Source organism: Hydrogenophaga sp. OTU3427, assembly GCF_038440225.1.
GTDB lineage: Bacteria > Pseudomonadota > Gammaproteobacteria > Burkholderiales > Burkholderiaceae_C > Hydrogenophaga.
The window spans coordinates 137035-160114 of record NZ_JASATI010000007.1; the positions used below are offsets into that span (position 1 = coordinate 137035).

Below are 23080 nucleotides of genomic sequence, written 5' to 3' on the forward strand. Positions count from 1 at the left end.
GCAACACCGGCAGAGCCGGATCTGCGGTGTTCCCGGGTCAGACTCACTCCACCGGCTTGTCGCTGAAGCGCATCGAGAAATCGATCGCCTTCACGTCCTTGGTCAGGGTGCCGACCGAGATGCGGTCCACGCCGGTCTCGGCCAGGGCGCGCACGCTCTCCAGGCTGACGCCGCCCGAGGCCTCCAGGCTGGCGCGGCCGGCGGTGATGCGCACCGCCTCGCGGATGCGTTCCAGCGGCATGTTGTCCAGCAGCAGCATGTTGACGCCGATGTCCAGCGCCGCCTGCAGCTGGGCCAGGGTCTCGACCTCGACCTGGATGAAGCTGGCGCGGTCGGCCACGCGGCGCGCGGCCTCCACGGCCTGGCGCAGGCCACCGGCGGCGGCGATGTGGTTTTCCTTGATCAGCACGGCGTCGAACAGGCCCATGCGGTGGTTCTTGCCGCCGCCGCAGCGCACCGCGTACTTCTGGGCCACGCGCAGGCCCGGCAGCGTCTTGCGCAGGTCGACGATGGCGGCGTTGGTGCCCTGCACCTGAGCCACGAACTGCGCGGTCTTGGTGGCCACGGCACTCAGGGTCTGCAGGAAGTTCAGGCAGGTGCGCTCGGCGGTCAGCAGCTCGCGCGCGCTGCCGCTGATCTGGACGATCTTCTGGTTGGGCTCGCAGCGGCCGCCTTCGGGCACGAACCACTGGGCCCGGGCCGAGGGCGCGACGCGGCGCAGCACCTCGGCGACCCAGGGCTGGCCACAGATCACGGCCGCCTCGCGGCAGATGATGGTGGCGACGGCCTGGGTAGCGGGGTCGATGAGGCCAGCGGTCAGGTCGCCGGAGCCCACGTCCTCGGCGAGGGCGCGGTCCACGTTCTCGGCGACGGCGGAAGCGAGGTCGGTGTCGGTGGTAGAAGTCATGACAAAACTCAGCTAAAGGAAAAAGAAATCAGCGCTCGAGCACCCACTGGATGACGAACTTGGCGGCAAACCCCACCATGCCGAAGGCCAGACCCAGAAAGAGCACGAAGGTGCCGAACTTGCCGGCCTTGGACTCCCACGCCAGCTGCGCAATGATGAACAGCATGTAGAGCATGAAGGCGCCCACCCCGAAGGTGAGGCCGAAGCTGGCGATCTGCGCCTCGGTGTAGCCGAACATCAGCGTGCACCTTCGCGGGCGGCGGCGTCGCGCGAGGGCAGCCCCGACACGTCCACCAGGTCGCGGTAGGCGTGCCAGCTGGCGTGGCCCAGCATGGGCATGACCGCGATGAGGCCCAGCAGCAGCGAGGCCAGGCCCAGCAGGGTGAAGCCCATGATGAGGCCCGCCCACAAGGCCATGGGCAGTGGGTTGACGAGCACACATTGCCAACTGGTCAGCACCGCCTGGCGCAGGCCCACGCGCCGGTCCAGCAGCAAGGGCATGGCCACCACGCTGGAGGCGAAGATGGGCGCCGCCATGAGGCCGCCCAGGGCCAGCCAGGCTTCGAACAGCCAGCCGCCATCGTCCAGCACAACGTGGCGGACGAAGTCCAGCGGCGTGTGGATGGGCACCGGCGCCAGCAAGGTGATCAGGGCGGCCGAGGTCAGCACCCAGCCGGTGGCGGCGAGGGCCAACAGGGAGCCGAACTGCACCAGGCACCAGTAGTCGTTGCCCAGCTTGTCCTGGTGGCTGCGCTGCCAGCTCAGCCAGGTGCGCACCACCACCGGCCAGCCGGTGGGTTCACCTCGTTCGATGGCCCGGCTCAGCGCGTACAGGCTGGTGGCCAGCACGGGGGCCACGACCATGAAGCCCGACAGGGCGCCGGCCATGAGCCAGAACCGGTCGCGCGCCACCAGCATGATGAGTGCGCCGAACAGGCTCAGGGCCAGCCCGTGGGCAAAGCTGATGACACCGGCGCGTGCCATGTCGCGCCAGCCGAGGGCCAGCCAGCGCAAGGGGTGCAGCACGTCGAGGCGCCGCACGGGTGGCAGGGAATGGGAGGCGGGCGTGGCGTGGCTCATGGCGGCGGGGATGGACATCGGGAGTGTAGTCAATCCCCCTTGCCGCCCGCGAACGTGGCCCTTGTGGCGTTCACACCTTCTCAGCCCACCGGCGGCGCTTCGTTGTCCGGGATGTCCATCATGCGCAGGCTCACGCCTCCCGACTGGCGCAGGTTCTTGTCGCCAATGACGGGGCGCGAGGCAAACGAGGCATAGCGCATGCGCAGCCCCTGGATCTCGGTTCCCAGCGCTGGCGCGTCGTCGATGCGGGCCTCGTAGCGCTTGAGCACGCCCCAGGCCGATTCGATGACCTTGGCGTTCTGCGTCCGCAGTGCGTCGTCACGCAGCTCCAGCACGGCCGCGCGCGGGTTGCCGGCCAGGCTCTGACGCATGGCCTTCTCGATCATGTGCAGGACCGTGGTGAGGGTTTCCGACAGGCGTTCCGCGTAGGGCGGGTGCGCTGTCGCCGCCTTGGCCAGCAGCTCGGTCAGCGCCTTGGAGGTGCAGAAACGCAGGCCGATGCGCTGCACGTTCTCGTCCACCTCGTCGATCTGTATCGCCTGCTGCGCCAGCAGCGACAGCAGGGTCAACAGATTGCAGGCGGCCTCGAAGTCGAAGCTGTCGTCGCCCACCGTGGCCATCATGACGCGCACCAGCTCCAGCACCCGCGCGGTCTGGTGGTCCAGCAGCTGCATCAGCACCTCGACCACCTGCACCAGGCGCCGCAGGCGCACCGACTTGTCGAAGCGGTCGGCCATGTTGCGCAGGTCGTCCAGGCAACGCTGCAGGCCTTTGCGGTCCTGGCTGGCCAGGCGCATGTAGGCCAGCAGCACCAGCGACTGCGCGTCGAACATCTTGGAGTCCAGGCCCAGGCGCACGGCGCGCGAGAGCATGTCCTCGGCCATCTTGGCGTCGCCACAGTAATGGGCGAGCATGCCCAGGCGCTGCAGGCGACCGATGGACGCCGGCGTCATGTCGGTGGCCATCTTGTAGGACACCAGCGCGCTGTCGAAGTTGCCCAGTTCGATCTGCGCGCGCCCCATCACGTCGTAGGCGTCGGCGTAACCGGGATCGGCGCTGATCAAGCCCTCCAGCGTGGTGGCGGCGGTCTGCACCTGGCCCGATTCGAGCTGCACCCGGGCCACGCCCAGGCGCGCCCAGGGCACGGCCTTGGATTCGATGACGGCTTCGTACAGGCGCCGCGCGCCGTCGAACTGCTCCAGCCGCAACAGCAACTCGGCCCCCACCCGCGCGGCGTACAGCCAATAGTCGCCCTTGGCGTCGAAGCGCTCCATGCACAGCCGTGCGGCGTCGGCGAAAGCTTGCTTTTCGATGGCCGAGAAAATCGCCTGCAGCGAGGCCTTGCGCCGACGCGACAGCCGCAGCCGGTCGTCCAGCTGGGCGGCGGTGTAGGGCTTGAGCAGGTAGGAGTCGAGCGCCGATTCGGCTGCCTCGGCCACCTTGGAGTAGGACGCCTCGCCGGTGACCATCACGAAGATGGTGGCGAAGGGCAGCAGGCCGCTGCGGCGCAGGTCGTCGAGCAGGTCCTGCCCGGTCGCGTTGTCGTTGGGAAAGTGCTGCTCGCAGACCACCACGTCGAAGGTGCGAAATTCGAGGTGCCGCCGAGCGTCGGCGATGCGCGAGGCCTGCGACACCTGGCGTATGCCCAGCTCGCGCAGCTGCGACACCATGATGGAGCGCGACACCGGGTTGCCATCCACCACCAGGGCCGTGCCATCTCGGAAGTCGTGCGACAGCTTGCTCATGGGAACCGGCGCGTCTGGTTGTTGTGTCGAGCGCACTGTACCCCGCGCCGGCCCGTGAAGGCAATCGAGAGGCCCCGGCTCACGGGCGCGGCAGCAAGGCGGCCAGCCCGCCCTCGGGCTCGAAACGGCCGTTGCGGTGGACCAGCCGCGTGGGCCCCGACCAGGCCGGCTGACGCACGCTGTGGCGCGTGTCGCCGGGGTAGCAGATCACGCGAGACCCCTCATCGTCAAAGGGTTCGGGCTGCACCAGCGTCGGGCCACGGTCACGGGCCAGCCGCAGGGCGGCGTCGACGTCGCCGTGTTGCCCCAACTCCATGAGGCACATGATCTGTGGCGGCGCCAGGTCGATGGCGCCATCCCAGAAACGCAGCAAGGCCTCGCGCGGCGTCAGCCAGACGGCTTCGGTGGCCTCGTGGTCGTCGTGCCGGGCCTGCTGGCCGGCCGGCGCGCGGGCGACGAAGAAACGGGTGTCGAAGCGCCGGCGCGAGACCGAGGCCAGGCGCGGCGTGATCCAGCGCGACCAGGGTACGAGGCTGGTGGTGGGCGCACGCAGGCCCAGGGCCCAGAGGCAGGCGGCCAGCGGCTGGCCTGCCGCGAGCTGCTGGCGCAGGCCGGCCACCACGCCGTCAGCGAGCACCACCCCGGGCAACAGGCCACATTCCTCCAGGGTTTCGCGCAGCGCCGCAAGGTACAGACCCACCGCGGTGTCGACGGCCAGGCCGGGTTCGGCCAGTTCGGCCTGCAGCAGCGAAGCCTCGCGGTCCAGCCACTCGGCCCGGGCGCCGAGGTCCAGCGGGTCCAGCTTGCCGCCCGGAAACACGTAGACGCCCCCCAGATCGGCCGAGTCGCCATGGCGCCGCATCATCAGCACCTCCAGCCCCTCCGGGGCATCGCGCAGGAGCATGACGGTGGCGGAAAGCAGGGGCGCGCCGTCCAGGGCGGTGAGGTGGATGTCGAGGGCCATGCCCCGATTGTCGGCCCAGTGCGGACCGGGCGGTTTCAGACGCCGAAGGCTTTGCGGCGCGCGGCGCTGCGGTCGAAGCGGCGGCTGATGTGACCACACACCAGGTCGCACAGCGCATAGACCGTGTCGTCGGCGATGCGGTAGTAGACGCTGGTGCCCCGTGCCTCGCGGGCCACCAGGCCCTGCTGCATCAGCACCGCCAGGTGGCGCGAGATGTTGGCGGCGGAAAAACCACAGCGCTGCGCCAGCTCGCCCACGTTGTGTTCGCCCTCGCGCAGCCAGTTGAGCAGGTGCAGTCGCGTGGGCTCGGACAGTGCCTGGAAATAGGTCGCCACCTCCGCAATCGCTTCGGGCGGCAGGTGCGCCTTGGGGGACGCGGCATCGCTGGGCTGAACATTGAACATCGGGGAAACCTCGTGGCAGGCCTTGCAGCAGGCCCGGCATTCATTGTATCATTGCGCAATTAAGCAATCAATTATGTATCGATGCTAAATCGAACACAGCCCACGGAGCACCCCATGCGCACTCCTCCCCTGACGGTTCCCACCGCCCTGCTGGCCCTGGCCTGGCTGTTGACGCCACCGCAGGCCCTGGCGGCCACGCCGGTGCCGCTGGCGACCGCGCCGGTCCAGGTGCAAGGTGGAAGCGGTGAGGCCGTCTCGCTCGACGCGGTGGTCGAGGCGGTGCGCCAGACCACGCTGTCGGCCCAGGTGCCGGGCGCCATCGTGGCGCTGCGGGTCCAGGCCGGCGATACCGTCAAGGCCGGGCAGGAACTGCTGCGCATCGACGCCCGCGCGGCCCAGCAAAACGTGGCCGGCAGCGCCGCCCAGGTGGACGCGGCACAAGCGGCGCTGAACGTGGCCGGCACCGAGTACGAGCGCCAGAAGCAGCTGTTCGAGAAGCAGTACATCAGCCAGGGCGCGCTGGACCGCGCACAGGCGCAGTACCGCGCGGCCCAGGCCCAGGTCAACGCGCTGCAGGCGCAGACCCGCGCGGCGCAGACCCAGTCCGGCTTTTTTGTGCTGAACGCCCCCTACGCCGGTGTGGTGAGCGAGGTGCCGGTGACGCTGGGCGACATGGCCATGCCGGGCCGTCCGCTGATCACGCTGCACGACCCCTCGGCCCTGCGCGTGACGGCGGCCGTGCCCCAGACGCTGCTGGCCGGCCTGCGCGTCGGCAGCAACGGCGCCCTCCAGGGCCTGCGCTACGAGCTGCCCGGCCTGGCCGACCTCAAAGGCCCACAAGCCGCCCAGCAGGTGCAGCTGCTGCCCACGGTGGACGCCGCCACCCACACCGCACAGCTGCGCGTGGCCTTGCCGGCCCAGCTCAAGGGCGCGGCGCCCGGCATGTTTGCACGTGTGTGGCTGCCCGCCGCCGGCCCCGCGAACACTGCGGCGCCACGCCTGTTCGTGCCCGCCAGCGCGGTGCTGCGCCGCAGCGAGATGACGGGCGTCTACGTGGTGGACGCCCAGGGCAGGGCGCGCCTGCGCCAGGTGCGCCTGGGCCAGACCACGGGCGACCGCGTCGAGGTGCTCAGCGGCGTGAGCCAGGGCGAGGCCGTGGCCACCGATCCGCAGGCCGCCGCGCGCGCACGCTGAACAGGAGCACCCATGACGACATCACCTCCCCCCCTGGGCGTCTCGGGCCGCATCGCGGCACTGTTCCAGAGCGCCCAGATCACCCCCCTGCTGGCCCTGGTGGCGCTGCTGCTGGGCTTCTTCGCCGTGCTGGTCACGCCGCGCGAGGAAGAACCGCAGATCAACGTGACCATGGCCAACGTCATCGTGCCCTTCCCTGGCGCGGCGGTGCGCGATGTCGAGCAGATGGTCGCCATCCCCGGCGAGCAGGTGCTGTCGCAGATCGCCGGCGTCGAACACATCATGTCGGTGTCGCACCCCGGCATGGCGGTGCTGACGGTGCAGTTCAAGGTCGGCGTGCCCCGCACCGAGGCCCTGGTGCGCCTGCACGACACCATACGCGCCAACGCCGACTGGCTGCCGCGTGGCCTGGGCGTGCTCGACCCCATCATCAAGCCCAAGGGCATCGACGACGTGCCCATCGTCACGCTCACCCTCTACAGCAAGGACCCGGACGGCAGCAGCTTCGACCTGGAGCGCGTGGCGCACAGCATCGAGGCCGATCTCAAGCGTGTGTCCGGCACGCGCGAGATCCGCAGCATCGGCGGCCCCGGCCGCGCGGTGCAGGTGTTGATCGATCCCGCCCGCATGGCAGGCAGCGGTGTCACCGTTCAGGACCTGCGCCAGACCCTGCAGTCCGCCAACCTGGGTCTGCCGGTGGGCGAGCTGCTGGGGGGCAACCGCAGCGTCGCCATCGAGGCCGGCCCGTACCTGTCTCGCGCCAGCGAGGTGGCCGAACTGGTGGTGGCCGTGCGCGACGGCAAACCGGTGTTCCTCAGGGACGTGGCCGAGGTGCGGGACGGCGCGCTGCCCGCCACCTCGCTGGTCTGGCACGGCCTCTCGGCCCAGGCCGGCGGTGGCGAACACGCCGCCGTCACCCTGGCCATCACCAAGAAGCCGGGTGAAAACGCCATCGACGTCGCCAACGCGGTGATGCGGCGCGTGGACGAACTGCGCAACACCGTCATCCCCGAGACGGTGCAGGTGGCCGAGACACGCAACTACGGCGCCACCGCCAACGACAAGGCACAGAAGCTGATCCAGAAGCTGCTGTTCGCCACCGCCTCGGTGGTCGCCCTGGTCTTCATCGCCCTGGGCAAACGCGAGGCCGCCATCGTCGGCACCGCCGTCATCCTCACGCTCACCGTCACCCTGTTCGCCTCCTGGGCCTGGGGCTTCACGCTCAACCGCGTCTCGCTGTTCGCGCTGATCTTCTCCATCGGCATCCTGGTGGACGACGCCATCGTGGTGGTGGAGAACATCCACCGCCACCAGCAGCTGTTTCCGGGCAAGACCCTGGCCGAGATCATCCCCGGCGCGGTGGACGAGGTGGGCGGTCCCACCATCCTGGCCACGCTGACCGTGATCGCGGCCCTGTTGCCCATGGCCTTTGTGAGCGGCCTGATGGGCCCCTACATGAGCCCCATCCCCATCAACGCCAGCATGGGCATGCTGCTGTCGCTGGTCATCGCCTTTGTCGTCACGCCCTGGCTGTCGCGGCTGTGGATGAAGGCCCTGCCGAGCAGCGACGGCACACAGGCCGCGCCGGTCCACAGCGGCATCAGCGCCAAGCTGGCACCGCTGTTCGAGCGTGTCTTCAAACCCCTGCTCGACGACCAGCGCGGTGGCCGCAACCGGAAGTTCCTGGGCCTGGGCATCGCCGGCCTGATCGCCCTGTCCCTGGTGCTGCCGGCCACCGGCCTGGTGCTGCTCAAGATGCTGCCCTTCGACAACAAGTCGGAGTTCCAGGTGGTGGTGGACATGCCGGCAGGCACCCCGGTGGAACAGACCGCCGCCGTCCTGCGCGAGCTCGGTGCCCACCTGGCCACCGTGCCCGAGGTGACCGACTACCAGGCCTACGCCGGCACCGCCGCACCGATCAACTTCAACGGCCTGGTGCGCCAGTACGACCTGCGCTCGGGCGGCGCCGTGGGCGACATCCAGGTCAACCTGGTCGACAAACACCAGCGCCAGGCCCAGAGCCACGCCATCGCCACCCGCGTGCGGCCCGAGCTGCAGAAGATCGGCGCGCGTTTTGGCGCCAACGTGAAAGTGGTGGAGGTGCCGCCTGGCCCGCCAGTGCTCTCGCCCATCGTGGCCGAGATCTATGGCCCCGAGGCCGAGGGTCGCCGCGCTGTGGCCCGGGCCGTGCGCGCCGTGTTCGAGAAAACCGCCAACGTGGTGGACGTGGACGACAGCAGCATCGCCGCGGCGCCGCGCAAGCTGCTGGTGGTGGACCGCCGCAAGGCCGGTCTGCTGGGCGTGCCCCAGGCCGCCATCGTCAGCACCCTGCGCGCCGGGCTCGCCGGCGAGGCCGGCACCTACCTGCACGATGGCAGCAAGTACCCCGCGCCGGCCTACATCCAGCTGCCGCCCGAACGCCACGGCGACCTCGACGCCCTGCTGCAGCTCGGCGTGCGCAGCAGCGCGGGCAAGCTGGTCCCGATCCGCGAGCTGGTGAGCGTCAGCGACAGCGAGCGCGAGCGCGAGCAGCCGATCTACCACAAGGACTTGCTGCCGGTGAACTTCGTCGTTGCCGACATGGCCGGCCAGATCGACAGCCCGCTCTATGGCATGTTCCAGATGCGCAGCGAGATCGCCGGCCTGAAAACGCCCGATGGCGGCACGCTGCAGGAGTTCTTCATCCGCCAGCCCACCGACCCCTGGCGCGGCTACGCCATCAAATGGGACGGCGAGTGGCAGGTGACCTATGAGACCTTCCGCGACATGGGCGCCGCCTACGCCGTCGGCCTGGTGCTGATCTACCTGCTGGTGGTGGCGCAGTTCGGCAGCTACCTCACGCCGCTGATCATCATGGCGCCCATCCCGCTGACCCTCATTGGCGTCATGCCCGGCCACGCGCTGCTGCAGTCGCAGTACACCGCCACCAGCATGATCGGCATGATCGCGCTCGCCGGCATCATCGTGCGCAACTCCATCCTGCTGGTCGACTTCATCCACCTGCAGCTGCGCGAGGGCGTGCCCTTCAAGACCGCCATCGTGCAGTCCGCCATCACCCGCGCCCAGCCCATCATGCTGACGGGCCTGGCCGCCATGGCGGGCGCGTTTTTCATCCTCGACGACCCGATCTTCAATGGCCTGGCCATCTCGCTGATCTTCGGCATCTTCGTCTCCACCGTGCTCACCCTGGTGGTGATCCCCACGCTGTACTACGCGGCCTACCGCCAACAACACGCGGCCCTGGCCCAGGCCTGATCCGTTTTTTCCAACCTGCCTTTTTTAGGAGCACTCTCATGACCACCTGGCAAACCGTTCGTGTCATCGCCGGCACCTTCATCCTCCTCTCACTGGCCCTGGGCATCCCCGGCAGCCCGCTGTTCGTGAGCCAGTGGTTCCTGGCCTTCACCGCCTTTGTCGGCATCAACCTGCTGCAGAGTGGCCTGACGAAATGGTGCCTGATGGAATCCATCCTGGCCAAACTCGGCCTGAAACGCGCGGATTGAGTCCCCCTGCGCCGACTTCGGCGCCACCTGAACTGGAGCCGCTCATGCACATCAAAACACTGGGTGCAGCACTGCTGCTGACCTGGGGCGGGCTGGCCACGGCCGGCACGCTGGCGCAGGCCTGGCAGGCTGCGCGCCAACACGACCCCGACGTGGCCGTGGCCCAGGCCGCGCGCCAGACCGGCCAGGCCCGTCGCCAGCTGGCCCAGACCTTGTGGCGCCCCACGGTGGGCGCCACCGCCAGTGCCGGCCTCATGGGGGCAGACAGCCGCATGGACGGGGCCAGCTTCGGCGCGCCTGGCCTGGGCCAGGTCGAGGGCGCGTCCTTCCGCAGTGCTGTGGACGCCGGCCTGGGCTACCGCTGGAGCGTGGGCGCACGCCTGCCGATCTACAGCCCCGAGCGCCAGGCGCAAGGCCGCCAGCTCGAACTCGCGGGCGAAGCCGGCGATCTGGTGTGGCTGGCCACCGAACAGCAGCTGATGCTCAAGACCGCAGAACGCCACCACGCCGTGGCACTGGCAGCCGCCGCCTTGCAGCTGCTGCGCCAGCAACAGGCGGCGGTGGACAAGGCCCTGGTCGAGGCGCAGGACCGGTTCAAGCTCGGCGACCAGCCCATCACCGACACCCATGAGGCCACGGCCCGGGCGCAAGGCCTGCGCGCGCGGGTGCTGGCCGCCGAGGTCGATCTGCAGCTCGCCCGCCGGGCCCTGGCCGACAGCACCGGCTGGCCCGACGCCGAACTGGACAAGGTCGCGCTGGCAACCGACACCACGGGTGCGCCACTGGGCGGGCTCGACGGCTGGCTGGACCGCGTGCTGCGGCACAACCCGTCGCTGCGCCAGCAGGCCTTGGCGGTGGCCCAGGCCGAGCAGGAACTGCGCAAGGCCGACCGTGGCGCCAGCGCCACGGTGGACCTGGTGGCCCAGCTCGGCCGCGACCACCTGAGCGGTCACGGCCCGGGCAGCGGGGCTTCCGGATCGTCGGCGATGTCGGGCACCCAGTACATGGCGGGAGTGCAGGTCAACCTGCCGCTCTACACCGGCGGCCAGCGCGCGGCGCGTGCGCTGGAACTGGGTGGTCAGCTGGCCCAGGCCCAGGCCGAGCTGGACCGCTCCCAGCAGCAGTTGACCCAACAGGCGCGCGCCACGTGGCTGCGGCTGGACGCCGGGCAGGCCCGCCTGGAGGCGCTGGCGGCGGCTCAGCGCGCCAGCATCGCGCGGCTGGACGCCACCCGCCTGGGCCGCCAGGTCGGCCACCGCACCACGCTGGAGCTGCTCGACGCCGAAAGCGAGGCCGCGGGCGCCGCCCTGGCGCTGACACAATGGCGAAGCACCCTCACTCTGGAACGCCTGCGCCTGCTCAGCCTGGCCGGCGGACTGGACGAGGCGGCCCTGACGCCCCACTGAAGCACCTTCCTGCCATGACCCACACGCCGTCACCTCCGCTCCAACACCTCGTGCCCGGCTGGTTCGCCACCGTGATGGGCCTGTGTGGCCTGTCGCTGGCCTGGTCGCGCGCGGTGCCTGCGATGGGGGAGGCGGCCGGCGCCATCGCCCTGGGCGTGGGCGTGCTGGCGCTGGGGGTGTTCGCGCTGCTGGGGGTGCTGTCGCTGCTGCGCCAGCAACACCACCCCGACGCCGTGGCCGAGGACCTGCGGCACCCGGTGCGCCACGCCTTCGTGGCGGCGGTACCGGCCTCGGTGCTGCTGCTGGCCACGGTGGCCACCACGCTGGCCGGCCCCTCCCGGCTGGCGCAGGCGGTGTGGATGCTGGGCGCGGTCGCCCACTTTGGCGTCACCGTGTGGGTGATGACGCGCTGGCTCCAGGGCAATCGCGAGGGTGGCATGGTGTGGGCCGGTATCACGCCGGTGCTGTTCATCCCCATCGTCGGCAACGTGCTCACACCCCTGGCGGGCGTGGCGCTGGGCATGCCCGCATGGGCGGCGGCGCAGTTCGGTGTGGGCGTGGTCCTGTGGCCGGTCACCCTGACCCTGCTGGTGGTGCGCCTGGGCCAGATCGGCATGTGGCCCGAGCGCATGCTGGCGTCCACGTTCATCACCATCGCGCCGCCCTCGGTCATCGGCCTGGGTCTGCTGCAATTGGGTGCGCCCGCGCCGTTGGGCTGGGCGCTGTGGGGCCTGGGTCTGTTTTTCCTCTGCTGGTCGGCCAGCGTGCTCAAGCGTGTGCTGGCCCAGCCCTTTTCCATCGCCTTCTGGGGCCTGTCCTTCCCGCTGGCCGCCTTCACCGCGCTCACGCTGCGCCTGTCGGAGGGGGCTTCGCCGGCCTTCGGGACGCTGGGCCTGCTGCTGCTGGCGCTGACCTCCATCGTCATCGCCGGCCTGGCCCTGGGCACGGTGCAGGGCCTGCGCCGGGGCAGCCTGCTGGTGCCCGAGCCGGCCCCGGCCAACGTGGCCGTGCCCGCCGGCTGAACCCAGCCCAGACTCAGTCGCCGCTGTCGCCGTCGCCCCCGAGGCCGCCGAGCAGGCTGCCGCCCAGCAGACCCGCACCCAGGCCACCCAGCACCGAGCCCTCCTCGCGCGCGCCGCCGCGCTGGGGCGCGGCCGCAAAGATGCGCGAGGCCAGGCGCGAGAAGGGCAGGCTTTGAATCCACACCCGGCCGGGCCCCTGCAGCTGCGCGAGGAACAGGCCTTCGCCGCCGAACAGCGCGGTCTTGATCTTGCCCACGTACTGGATGTCGAAGGACACGTCGGCGGTGTGCGCGACCACACAGCCGGTGTCCACCCTCAGAGTCTCGCCCGGCGCCAGCTGGCGCTCGATCACGGTGCCCCCCGCATGCACAAAGGCCAGGCCATCGCCCTGCAAGCGCTGCATGATGAAGCCCTCGCCACCAAAAAACCCCACGCCCAGCTTGCGCTGGAAGTGGATGCCCAGGCTCACCCCCTTGGCCGCGCAGAGGAAGGCGTCTTTCTGGCAGATCAGCGTACCGCCCAACTGGTCCAGCGGCATGGGCAGGATCTTGCCGGTGTAGGGCGCGGCAAACGCGAGCTTGCGTTTGCCGGACGCGCTGTTGCGGTAGACCGTGGTGAACAGCGACTCGCCGGTGATCAGGCGCTTGCCGGCGCCGAACAGCTTGCCCAGCAGGCCGCCCTCCTGGGCGGAACCGTCGCCGAACACGGTGTCCATGTCGATGCCGGCCTCCATGTAGAGCATGGAGCCGGCCTCGCCGATGGCGGACTCGCCCGGGTCCAGCTCGACCTCCACCAACTGCATGTCATCGCCCACGATGCGGTAGTCGATCACGTCCATGGCCATCTGTGTGCTCCTGTGAAAATGGGCGGACCGCCCGCCACCTGCGCCGCATTGTGCGGCGTTTTCCGCCCGCCGCCGATCAGCCGCGCAAGGCGATCACCACCGCCGAGGCGTCGAGCCGCGCGAACGCCGCATCACCCACGCGCAAGGCCGCGCCAGCGTCGCAAAAACCCACCACCCGCAAACCGCCGGGCAGGCGCAACGCAACCTCGCTGCCGCCACCGCTGACGCGCCCCACGCGCACGACCTCGCCCGGCAGCACGTTGGTGTCCACGGCCAGGGCATCACCCGGTCGCGGCACGATGGCCACCGCCGTGGCCTTGAACAAGGCCAGCACCGCCAAGCCTTTGGCCAGGCCCAGCAGCTGGACGCTTTCGCGCGTGACCCGCGACCACAGGGCCGCACCGTCGGGGGTGAGCAGGCGCACGCTGACCGCGCCACGCTCGGGTCGCAACGCGGCCACCCCACAGGGCAGCTGGTTGCGCATGCTGGTGCGCAGGCCCAGGGCTTCCCAGCCCGGCGGGGCGCCCTGCCCGTCCGGGGCCTGCGCCAGCTCGGCCAGCACCCGTTGGCGCGCGGCGGCCATCCGGTCCGCCGCGTGCAACAACTGCCGGCCGGCCGCCGACAGCCGCGCCCCACCGCCCCCGGCGCCGCCCACCGCGCGCTCCACCAGGTCGGTGCCCGCCAGGTTGCTCAGGGTGTCGACCGCCTGCCAGGCGGCCTTGTAGCTGACACCGGCGCGGCGGCCGGCCTCGGAGATGGAGCCGCTGTCGCCCACCAGGCGCAGGATCTCCATCCGCTTGTCGGTGCTCTGGTCGCCCAGGGCCTGGGCCAGTTGAACGCGGGGGGGTGCCGTCATGGGTGTCTATACTAGGCGCTATTCTCAAATCGAATAGCGAAGACATGACCACCCGGCACCTGTCCTGGACCGCCCTCATCGGCCTCGTGTGTGCGCTGTGCTGGTCCGCCGCCCAGGCGACCCAGGTGCAGGTGGCCGTGGCCGCCAACTTCAGCGCGCCCATGCGCCAGATCGCCGAGGCCTTCGAGAAGGACACCGGCCACAAGCCCGTTCTGGCCTTTGGCGCCACGGGGGCGTTCCACGCGCAGATCCGCAACGGCGCGCCCTTCGACGTCTTCCTGGCCGCCGACGCCACGACACCGGGCAAGGTCGAGGCCGATGGCCTGGGCGTGAAGGGCTCGCGCTTCGTCTACGCCACCGGCCGCCTGGTGCTGTGGAGCGCCCAGCCCGGCCTCGTGGACGCGCAGGGCGCGGTGCTCAAGGGCCCGGCCATCGCCAAGCTGGCCATCGCCGACCCCAAGCTCGCGCCCTATGGCCTGGCCGCCGAGCAGGCGCTGGCCAGGCTGGGCCTGCTGGAGACGCTGCGCCCGCGTTTCGTGCTGGGCACCAACATCGCGCAGGCGCACCAGTTCGTCGCCTCGGGCAATGCCACGGCGGGCTTCGTGGCGCTGTCACAGGTGTACGCCAACGGCGCGCTCACCGGCGGCTCGGGCTGGGTGGTGCCGCGGCAGCTGCACGAGCCCATCCAGCAAGAAGCCCAGCTGCTGGCGCGCGGCGCCGACAACGCGGCGGCCAAGGCGCTGCTGTCCTACTTGCGGGGGGACATCGCGCGCCACATCATGCGCGCCTCGGGTTACGAGTTCTGACCCCATGCCCACACTGGACGCCGACACCTGGCAGGCGGTACGCCTGACCGCCGCCCTGGCCACGCTGACCACCACCGTGCTGCTGGTGCTGGCCACGCCGCTGGCGTGGTGGCTGGCGCACACCCCGTCGCGCTGGCGCACCGTCATCGGCGCGTTGGTGGCGCTGCCGCTGGTGCTGCCACCCACGGTGCTGGGCTTCTACCTGCTGGTGGCGCTGGGGCCTCACGGCCCGCTGGGCCAGCTCACCCAGGCGCTGGGCCTGGGCACGCTGTCGTTCAGCTTCACCGGTCTGGTGATCGGTTCGGTGGTGTATTCGCTGCCTTTCGCGGTGCAGCCTCTGCGCCACGCCTTCGAGGCCATGGGGCGGCGGCCGATGGAGGTGGCGGCCACGCTGCGGGTGCGCCCGCTGGCCGCCTTCTTCCGTGTCGCGCTGCCGCTGGCGCGGCCCGGCTTCTTCACCGCCGCCGTCCTCAGCTTCGCGCACACCGTGGGCGAGTTCGGCGTGGTGCTCATGATCGGCGGCAACATCCCGGGCCAGACGCGGGTGATCTCTACCCAGATCTACGGCCACGTGGAGGCCATGGAATACGCCCAGGCCCACACCCTGGCGGCCGGCATGCTGGTGTTCGCCTTTGTGGTCTTGCTGGCGCTGAACCTGGCCGACAGGCGCCAGCGCCGGAGCGCGCCGTGAGCCTGTCCGACCGCTTCCATGTGCGCCTGCGGCTGGACCGCGGCCGCTTCGCGCTGGACGTGGCGCTGGACCTGCCGGCCTCGGGCGTGACGGCGCTGTTCGGGCCCTCGGGCTCGGGCAAGACCACGGTGCTGCGCTGCGTGGCGGGGCTGGAGCGCGCGCCGTCCGGCGAGGTCCGGCTGGGCGACAGCTGCTGGCAGGACGAGGCCAGTGGCCACTTCGTGCCGACCTGGCAACGGCCGCTGGGCTATGTGTTCCAGGAGGCCAGCCTGTTCGACCACCTGGACGTGGCCGGCAACCTGCGCTTTGGCCTGCCGCGCCGGCCCACGGCGGCACAGGTCCGGGCGCTGGACCAGGCCGTTGCGCTGCTGGGCATAGAGCGGCTGCTGCACCAGCGCACGCACCAGCTCTCGGGCGGCGAGCGCCAGCGCGTGGCCATGGCGCGTGCCCTGGTCACGCAGCCCGGCCTGCTGCTGCTCGACGAGCCCATGGCCTCGCTGGACGCGGCGCGCAAGCAGGAGATCCTGCCCTGGCTGGAGCGCCTGCGCGACGAGCTGGCCATCCCCATGCTCTACGTCTCGCACTCGGCCGACGAGGTGGCCCGCCTGGCCAACACCGTGGTGGTGCTGGAGGCCGGCCGCGTGCGCCAGACCGGCCCGGTGGACACCGTCCTGTCCACGCTGGGACCGCAAGGCGGCGACGACAACGGCGTGCTGCTGATGGGCCGGCTGGCCGACCGCGATGCCGACCACCACCTGGTGCGCGTGGCCTTCGACAGCGGCGGCCTGTGGATGCGCGACGACGGCCTGCCCCTCGGGCAGGCGGTGCGGGTGCGGGTGCTGGCGCGCGACGTCAGTCTGACCCTGCACGAGCCGCGCGACACCAGCATCCAGAACCACTGGGCAGGCCACATCACGGCGCTCCACCCGGGGCCCCACCCCTCGCAGGTGCTGGTGCAGGTGCAATGTGGCGCCACCGCCCTGCAATCGCGCGTCACCACGCGCGCGCTGCAGACGCTGGGCCTGGCCGTGGGCAGCGCGGTCTGGGTGCAGGTCAAGTCGGCCGCGCTCGCACGCTGAGACAATAAGCCCATGGAAAACCTCGATCTGTTTGTGTTGCGCACCCTGCGCGACTGGCGCCTGGCCGGCCAGCGCGCCATGCTGGTGACGGTGGTGCGCACCTGGGGCTCGTCGCCGCGCCCGGTGGGCTCCATCATGGCCCTGTCCGACACCGGGCAGGTCGTGGGATCGGTCTCGGGCGGCTGCATCGAGGACGACCTGATCCACCGCTACACACGCGCCTACCAGAGCCAGGCAGCGGTCCGCGACGGCGAACCCCATGCCATTCCCGCCGGCCCGCCGCAGCAGGTCAAGTACGGCATCAGCGCCGACGAGGCCCACCGCTTCGGCCTGCCCTGCGGCGGCACGCTGGAACTGCTGCTGGAGTTTGACCCCGACGGCGCGGTGTTGCAGGCCATGGTGGAGCGCCTGGAGGCCGGCGAGATGCTGCGCCGCACCGTGCGCCTGGCCGATGGCCACGCCCAGTTGCAGGCGGCGCAGGCCGGCGATGGCCTGCAACTCGATGCCCAGCAGCTGTCCAACACCTTCGGCCCCGAGTTCCGCATGCTGCTGATCGGCGCCGGCCAGCTCACCGAATACCTGGCCACCATGGCGCTGTTCAGCGGTTTTTCGGTCACGGTCTGCGATCCGCGCGAGGAGTACCGGGGTGCCTGGTCGGTGCCGCGCGCTGTGGTCCTGTCCGACATGCCCGACGACGTGGTCAAGGCCTTCCGGCCCGACCGCCGCAGCTGTGTGGTGGCCCTCACCCACGACCCCAAGCTCGACGACCTGGCCCTGCTCGAAGCGCTGGAGACCGAGGCCTTCTACATCGGCGCCATCGGCTCGCGCCGCAACAACGAGGCCCGCCACGAACGCATGAAGGTCCACTTCGACCTCAGCGACGAGACGCTGGCGCGCCTGCGCGGGCCCATCGGCATCTACATCGGCAGCAAGACGCCACCCGAAATCGCGGTGAGCGTGATGGCCGAGATCCTGGCGGTGAAAAACGGCGTCCCGCTGCCACGCGACATGGCCGTGGCCCAAGCCAAGGACCGCCTCGACCCCGCCAGCGCCGGGGGCACCGGACCGGTCTGCGGCGTGTTGTGACCTGACCACCCCGGGACTTGCCGCCCGGGAGCACGCCATCCACCAGCGCAGCGGACGCGATGCCTGCGATCCGCGCTTATGCATCCCCATGCATAGCTCGCCATCCCCACTCGCGCGCGCGGCCAGACGCCGCTAGCATCGCGGCTGCTGTCCACCTGCCTCGACGGAGCCCTTGCATGTCCCTGTGCCCCCCGGTCCCCCAACCACTGTCCCGCCTGCTGCTGGCCGCCGGCCTGAGCCTGGCCGCCTGGGCCGCCCAGGCGCAGTCCATCGTGGTGGCATCCACCACGTCCACCGAGCAGTCCGGCCTGTTCGGCCACCTGCTGCCCGAGTTCAAGAAAACGAGCGGCATCGACATCAAGGTGGTGGCCCTGGGCACCGGCCAAGCCATCGACATGGCTCGCCGCGGCGACGCCGATGTGCTCTTCGTGCACGACAAGGTGGCCGAGGAGAAGTTCGTGGCCGACGGATTTGCCGACCGCCGCATCGAGGTCATGTACAACGACTTCATCCTGATCGGCCCCAAGGCCGACCCGGCGGGCACCAAAGGCAACGACATCGTCGCCGCGCTGAAAATGGTGGCGGCGGCCAACGCGCCCTTCATCTCGCGCGGCGACAAGAGCGGCACCCACGCGGCCGAGTTGCGCTTCTGGAAGATGACCGACAACGAGGCCCGCAAGGGCAGCGGCTACAAGGAGTGTGGCTGCGGCATGGGCCCGGCGCTCAACATCGGCGCCTCCAGCGGCGCCTACGTGCTGGCCGACCGTGGCACCTGGCTGAACTTCAAGAACCGGGCCGATCTGGCGGTGCTGGTCGAAGGCGACCGGCGCCTGTTCAACCAGTACGGTGTGATGCTGGTGAGCGCGGCCAAACACCCGCACGTGCGCACCGCCGAAGGCAAGCGTTTTGTCGACTGGGTGGTGTCGCCCGCCGGCCAGATGGCGATTGCCAGCTACCGGATCGGCGGCGAGCAGCTGTTCTTCCCGAACGCGGTGAAATGACCGGGTGGGCCGGCGCCCCCTGCCGCCGAGCAGCGCGGCGGCCCGTCAGCCCCGAGGCCAGTCCTCGTCCTCGGCCCGGGCCACCCGGGACAGCTCCTCGCTCAGCACCTTGTTCATCTGCGCGAACAGCTTGAGTTTGCGGGTGGTCTCGCGCAGGGTGTCGGCCATGCGCTTGGACATGGCCAGCAGCAGCCGCGCACCGACCCGCGGTTCGTCGCTGAGCAATTGCAGGAAATGCTCGCGCGCGAGCACCGCCACCAGCAGGTCGCTGTGCGCGATGCAACTGGCCGAACGGGGCCCGCCGTCGAGCAGGCCCAGCTCGCCGATCAGGCTGCCCGGCCCCAGCAGGCGCACCACCAGGTGGTCGTCGTCGTCCTGCAACGAACTGTTCTCCACCGACAGGTCGCCCTCAAGCACCAGCAGCATGTGGTCACTGCCCTCGGTCTGGCCCTCGCGCACGAACACCGTGCCGGCCTCGATGCCGCGCAGGCTCATGTAGCCGACCACCTGGGCCGCGTCCTCCAGGCTCAATTCCTCGAGCGCGGACGGCGTGATCAGCAGGCGGGCGGCCCGCTCGTGCAGGGCCAGTTCGGAAAAATCGTCGGTGGACATGGCGGTGTTCCTGTGGACATTCTCACCGCTTTTCCACCACCCGTTTCCAATACCACTGCGCGCCCGCCGCCTGTTCAAGGTCCCGGCGGGGTCCTTCAGATCGTAAACAGGCTCTGGGGCACCGGCCGTTCGCGGCACCAGCGTTCGAAGTCCTCGGCCGGCAGCGGCCGCGAGTACCAGTAGCCCTGCCCATAGTCGCAGCCGGCCTCGCGCAGCAGCCGAACCTGCTCCTGCGTTTCTATGCCCTCGGCCACCACCCGGATGTCGAGCTTGTGCGCCATGGCGATGATGGCCTCGCACAGGGCCAGGTCCTTGCGGTTGTCGGTGATGTGGCGCACGAAACCGCGGTCGATCTTGATGAAGTCGATCGCGAACTTCTGCACGTAGGCCAGCGAGGAGTAGCCGGTGCCGAAGTCGTCGATGGACACGCCGATGCCGGCCGCGCGCAGGCGGCCCAGGTTGTCGCGGATGCGCTCGTTGCCGTCGAGCAGCAGGCCCTCGGTGATTTCCATCACCACGCCACTGCCGGCCACGCCATGGGCCAGCAGTGTCTCCATCAGGTGGTCGTCCTCGTTGCGGCTGCCGTTGAACTGGGCCGGCGACCGGTTGATGCTGAGCTGGAAGCCAGGATCCAGCGTGCGCTGCCAGCGCGCGACCTGCTCCACGGCGCGCGCGAACACCCAGTCGCCGATGGGCACGATCAGGCCGGACTGTTCGGCGATGGGGATGAATTCGGCCGGGCCTATGCTGGGGTGGTTGGGGTGGCTCCAGCGCAGCAACGCCTCGGCCTTGTGGACCTCGCCGCTGGCCAGCGCCACGATGGGCTGGTAGACCAGTTGCAGCTGCCCGTGCTGCACGGCCTCGCGCAGGTCGCGCGCCACCAGCATGCGGCGGTCGGCCAGGGCCTGCAGGTCGGCGGTGTAGACGCTGAAGCGGTCCCGCCCCTGCTCCTTCGCGCTGCCCAGCGCCTGGCCGGCATGGCGCAGCAGGTCCTCGGCCTGCCGGCCATGCAAGGGCGCCAGGGCCACGCCCACGCTGGCGCTGAGGAAAATGCGGTGCTCGCCCAGCACAAAAGGCTCGCGCATGGCCTCCACCACCTGGCCGGCGAAATGCCGGGTCTGCTCGTCGTCGGTGGCCGTGCCCAGCACCACCACGAACTCATCGGCCCCCAGGCGGGCGGCCAGATCGTCGCCACGCAGCATGCGGCGCAGGCGCTGCGCCGCCTCGCACAGCAGCCGGTCGGCCACCTCGCGCCCCAGCGTGTCGTTGACGGTCTTGAAGTGGTCGAGGTCGATGCCCAGCACGCAGAGCTGCGCGCCATCGGCCTGCAACAGGGTCTCGATGCGGGCGCTGAGCTGGCGGCGGTTGGGCAGGCCGGTCAGGTCGTCGAAGTTGGCCTGCTCCCAGATGCGGTGCTGGGCCGCGCGCTGTTCGGTGACGTCGGAGAACAGCGCCACGTAGCGGGTCTGGGTCGGGCTGTCGGCGACGATGGTGGAGGCGCTCATCTGCACCTCCAGCGCCGCGCCCGACCGGGCGCGCACCCACAGGTTGCCGCGCCAGCTGCCGCCCAGGCGCATCTGGCGGTCCAGGGCCTGCAGCGCCGCGTGGCAGCGCTCCTTGACCCAGAGGCGGCGCACGTTGGTGCCGATGGCCTGTGCCTCGCTGTAGCCCAGCAATTCCACGAAGGCATGGTTGACGGCCACCAGCACGCCGTTGACGTCACCCACCATCATGCATTCGGCGCTGTAGCGGTAGACCATGGACGCCAACTGCAGCGACGCCTCGGCCTGCCGGCGTTCGGAGATGTCGGTCATGGTGCCAACCACCCGCAACGGCTTGCCGTGTTCGTCGCGTGCCGCCACCATGCCCAGGGTCTGCACCCACTTCCAGCTGCCGTCCTTGCAGCGCATGCGGTATTCGCTGTCGTAGCGCGGGCTGCGCCCGTCCAGGTAGTCGCGCATGCGCTGTTCGATGCGCGGTAGGTCCTCCGGGTGGACCAGCAGCCGCCAGGCGTCGCGCCGGGCGACGTACTCGTCCAGCGTGTAGCCGAGGATCTCGCAGAAACGGCGCGACACCGGGCTTTCCAGCGTCTGCAGGTCCAGGTCCCAGACGCCAGTGCCCGCGCCTTCGAGCGCGAAGTGCCAGCGCTCCTCGCTGACGCGCAGGGCCTCGCGCTCGCGCATGAGTTCGGTGATGTCGGTGAAGCTGCTGCGCACCAGCCGCCGATGCTCATCCGGCAGGCGCACCAGATCGACGCGGCAGATCTTGCGCGTGCCGCCGACGGTCTTGATCCAGCGGCGCAGCTGCAGGCGTTCACCGGCCATGACACGGGCGTTGTTGCGGGCAATGGCCTCCGGGCTGGCGTCGTCCACGGGCTGGTCGGGCAGGTAGAGGTCGACCGGGCGCGCACCCACGATCTGGTCGCGCCGGGCTTCGAACAGGGCCAGGGCCGCCGGGTTGGCGTCGATGAAAAAGCCGGTCTCGGTGTCCAGCACCAGCAGCCCGTCGGGGGCATAGTCGGTCAGCACCCGCTGGCGCGCCTCGCTCTGGCGGGCCGCCTGCTCGGCCGCCCGGCGCTGCCCGTTCTGGCGCACCAGCACGGTCACGGCCAGCAGCAGCGTGAGCAGCACGGCGGCGGCCGCGGCCACGGCGCTGCGGTGCTCGTCCCACAGGGACAGCGGGCGGTTGACCCACTGGGTGTGCGCGGGCAGGCGCTCCGGGCGGGCACCCCAGCGCTCGATTTCGGCCCAGTTGTAGATGGGAGTGGCCCGCAGCGGCATGAGCTCCTGGGGTGCGGGCCAGGGCGCGCGTTCGCCGAGGGTGGACCACACGCGCTCGGCGGCGCGGCGCGCCTCGGCGTCGAACTCGACCACCGATCCGCCCAGCATGCGGGTCGGCGTGACTTCGCGGAACAGGCTCAGCATGGGCACGCGGGACAGTTGCGACAACCGCGACGCCCACTCCAGCATCACGACCGGGTGACCATCGCGGTCGACCACGGCGCTGCCCATGAGCAACAGCGTGCCGGGCGACAAGCGGGTGACGCGGTCCTCCACCTCGGCGACGCTGAGCTGGTCGGTGTAGCTGAACTCGACCCGCTCGCTCCAGGCCTGGGCAGCGGCCTCGATCTGGCGCTGGAACAGCCGGTCCTGCTCGCCATGGCCCACCACGGCCAGCACCCGCCGCGTGTCGGGGAACAGGGCCATGGCCTGGGCCAACGTGCCCGCGGCGTCGACCGTGTCCAGCTGGAACAGCACGCCCCGGGGAGGCAGCGCCTGGCCCTGGGGCCAGCGTGCGAGCACCGCCAGCACCGGCGTGCGCGCCACCAACTCGGGCAACTGATTCAGCACAAAATCCATCGCCGGCTGCTGCATCACCACCAGCAGGTCGGGAGGATGGCGTCGGAGATGGGATTCCAGAAGCGCCTTGCGCAGCGGCACCACATCGGGTCGGGGCACGTCCTCCAGGCCCAGGTACTCCACGTGCAGCTGGGCAGGCGGCAGGCCCAGCTGGGTCAGGCGCCGCTGGAAGGCCGTGATGTAAGCCTCGATACCGATGCGCCCAAAACCGTAGGACGCCAGCAGCAGCACCCGTGGCCCCGGCGCCACCGCCGGCTCGGCCACATCGGCGGCCCGCACCGTGGACGAGACAACACCGGCCACCCCGACAAGCAGCCACACGGTGCGCCGCAGCCAGCGCCCGGGCAAAAGAAGGAAGGTGGCCAAACGGGACATGCCGGCGCAATGTACCCCAGGTCGGCCCGCGCCGGGCGCGGCGGCCTGGGCACACGCCTCACATCAGAACGACTCCCATTCGCCGCCGCCGTCGGCGTCCTTGGGGGTGGCCTTGGCCACGGTCGGCGCGGTGGCTGGCAGCCTGA

At 70.5% G+C, this 23080-nt stretch carries 20 protein-coding genes; 10 read left to right on the forward strand and 10 right to left on the reverse strand.

Translation table 11 applies throughout. The features are described 5' to 3' along the window. Positions 1-43: 43 nt before the first annotated feature. From nadC to AAHB17_RS06685, 6 genes are all read right to left on the reverse strand, one after another. The gene (gene nadC, locus AAHB17_RS06660) at positions 44-907 is read right to left on the reverse strand and encodes a carboxylating nicotinate-nucleotide diphosphorylase (RefSeq protein ID WP_342129724.1); all 864 of its coding nucleotides are present in this window, start codon (positions 905-907) and stop codon (positions 44-46) included. Positions 908-935: 28 nt separating this feature from the next. Next, positions 936-1145 (reverse strand): DUF2788 domain-containing protein, encoded by a 210-nt coding sequence (locus tag AAHB17_RS06665; RefSeq protein WP_342129725.1) that lies wholly within the window; start codon positions 1143-1145, stop codon positions 936-938. Next, positions 1145-2005: a DUF2189 domain-containing protein gene (locus AAHB17_RS06670; RefSeq protein ID WP_342129726.1), complete on the reverse strand. Its 861-nt coding sequence runs from the start codon at positions 2003-2005 to the stop codon at positions 1145-1147. Before AAHB17_RS06670 ends, AAHB17_RS06665 begins: the two co-directional genes overlap by 1 nt. A gap of 62 nt (positions 2006-2067) precedes the next feature. Further along, entirely contained in the window at positions 2068-3732 is a 1665-nt protein-coding gene (locus AAHB17_RS06675) for a response regulator (protein ID WP_342129727.1), read from the reverse strand. A 79-nt stretch (positions 3733-3811) separates the two neighbouring features. Next, positions 3812-4696 (reverse strand): NUDIX hydrolase, encoded by an 885-nt coding sequence (locus AAHB17_RS06680; protein WP_342129728.1) that lies wholly within the window; start codon positions 4694-4696, stop codon positions 3812-3814. Positions 4697-4731: 35 nt separating this feature from the next. Beyond that, a complete protein-coding gene (locus tag AAHB17_RS06685; RefSeq protein WP_342129729.1) occupies positions 4732-5100 on the reverse strand; it encodes an ArsR/SmtB family transcription factor in 369 nt (122 codons plus the stop codon). 114 nt (positions 5101-5214) lie between these two features. Here AAHB17_RS06685 and AAHB17_RS06690 point away from each other — a divergent pair, with 114 nt between their 5' ends. Genes AAHB17_RS06690 through AAHB17_RS06710 form a run of 5 tightly spaced genes read left to right on the forward strand, consistent with a single transcriptional unit; the run spans position 5215 to position 12225 of the window. Beyond that, a complete protein-coding gene (locus tag AAHB17_RS06690) occupies positions 5215-6294 on the forward strand; it encodes an efflux RND transporter periplasmic adaptor subunit (RefSeq protein WP_342129730.1) in 1080 nt (359 codons plus the stop codon). A 12-nt stretch (positions 6295-6306) separates the two neighbouring features. Further along, a complete protein-coding gene (locus AAHB17_RS06695; RefSeq protein ID WP_342129731.1) occupies positions 6307-9549 on the forward strand; it encodes an efflux RND transporter permease subunit in 3243 nt (1080 codons plus the stop codon). Between the two features lie 38 nt (positions 9550-9587). Continuing rightward, on the forward strand, positions 9588-9797 hold the full coding sequence (locus AAHB17_RS06700; RefSeq protein ID WP_342129732.1) for a YgaP family membrane protein: 210 nt from the start codon (positions 9588-9590) through the stop codon (positions 9795-9797). Positions 9798-9841: 44 nt separating this feature from the next. Then, positions 9842-11203 carry a TolC family protein gene (locus AAHB17_RS06705; RefSeq protein ID WP_342129733.1) on the forward strand — a complete coding sequence of 454 codons (1362 nt, stop codon included), beginning with the start codon at positions 9842-9844 and terminating at the stop codon, positions 11201-11203. 14 nt (positions 11204-11217) lie between these two features. After that, positions 11218-12225 (forward strand): SLAC1 anion channel family protein, encoded by a 1008-nt coding sequence (locus AAHB17_RS06710; protein ID WP_342129734.1) that lies wholly within the window; start codon positions 11218-11220, stop codon positions 12223-12225. 13 nt (positions 12226-12238) lie between these two features. On the opposite strand, the gene AAHB17_RS06715 is transcribed toward AAHB17_RS06710, so the two are convergent. Together AAHB17_RS06715 and AAHB17_RS06720 are read right to left on the reverse strand one after the other, a co-directional pair. After that, on the reverse strand, positions 12239-13069 hold the full coding sequence (locus AAHB17_RS06715; protein ID WP_342129735.1) for a TIGR00266 family protein: 831 nt from the start codon (positions 13067-13069) through the stop codon (positions 12239-12241). Positions 13070-13145: 76 nt separating this feature from the next. Further along, positions 13146-13925 carry a TOBE domain-containing protein gene (locus AAHB17_RS06720; RefSeq protein WP_342129736.1) on the reverse strand — a complete coding sequence of 260 codons (780 nt, stop codon included), beginning with the start codon at positions 13923-13925 and terminating at the stop codon, positions 13146-13148. Positions 13926-13969: 44 nt separating this feature from the next. On the opposite strand from AAHB17_RS06720, the gene modA reads away from it, so the two are divergent. From modA to AAHB17_RS06745, 5 genes are all read left to right on the forward strand, one after another. Beyond that, on the forward strand, positions 13970-14731 hold the full coding sequence (modA, locus tag AAHB17_RS06725; protein ID WP_342129737.1) for a molybdate ABC transporter substrate-binding protein: 762 nt from the start codon (positions 13970-13972) through the stop codon (positions 14729-14731). Positions 14732-14735: 4 nt separating this feature from the next. After that, positions 14736-15422: a molybdate ABC transporter permease subunit gene (gene modB, locus AAHB17_RS06730; protein WP_342129738.1), complete on the forward strand. Its 687-nt coding sequence runs from the start codon at positions 14736-14738 to the stop codon at positions 15420-15422. Continuing rightward, entirely contained in the window at positions 15419-16501 is a 1083-nt protein-coding gene (modC, locus tag AAHB17_RS06735; RefSeq protein WP_342129739.1) for a molybdenum ABC transporter ATP-binding protein, read from the forward strand. Before modB ends, modC begins: the two co-directional genes overlap by 4 nt. A 12-nt stretch (positions 16502-16513) precedes the next feature. Further along, a complete protein-coding gene (locus AAHB17_RS06740; RefSeq protein WP_342129740.1) occupies positions 16514-17587 on the forward strand; it encodes an XdhC family protein in 1074 nt (357 codons plus the stop codon). Positions 17588-17763: 176 nt separating this feature from the next. Continuing rightward, on the forward strand, positions 17764-18588 hold the full coding sequence (locus tag AAHB17_RS06745) for a substrate-binding domain-containing protein (protein WP_342129741.1): 825 nt from the start codon (positions 17764-17766) through the stop codon (positions 18586-18588). Positions 18589-18633: 45 nt separating this feature from the next. On the opposite strand, the gene AAHB17_RS06750 is transcribed toward AAHB17_RS06745, so the two are convergent. Together AAHB17_RS06750 and AAHB17_RS06755 are read right to left on the reverse strand one after the other, a co-directional pair. Next, positions 18634-19200 carry a cyclic nucleotide-binding domain-containing protein gene (locus tag AAHB17_RS06750; protein WP_342129742.1) on the reverse strand — a complete coding sequence of 189 codons (567 nt, stop codon included), beginning with the start codon at positions 19198-19200 and terminating at the stop codon, positions 18634-18636. Between the two features lie 95 nt (positions 19201-19295). Next, complete coding sequence (locus AAHB17_RS06755; RefSeq protein ID WP_342129743.1) at positions 19296-22934, reverse strand: EAL domain-containing protein; 3639 nt, start codon at positions 22932-22934, stop codon at positions 19296-19298. Between the last annotated feature and the right edge of the window lie 146 nt (positions 22935-23080).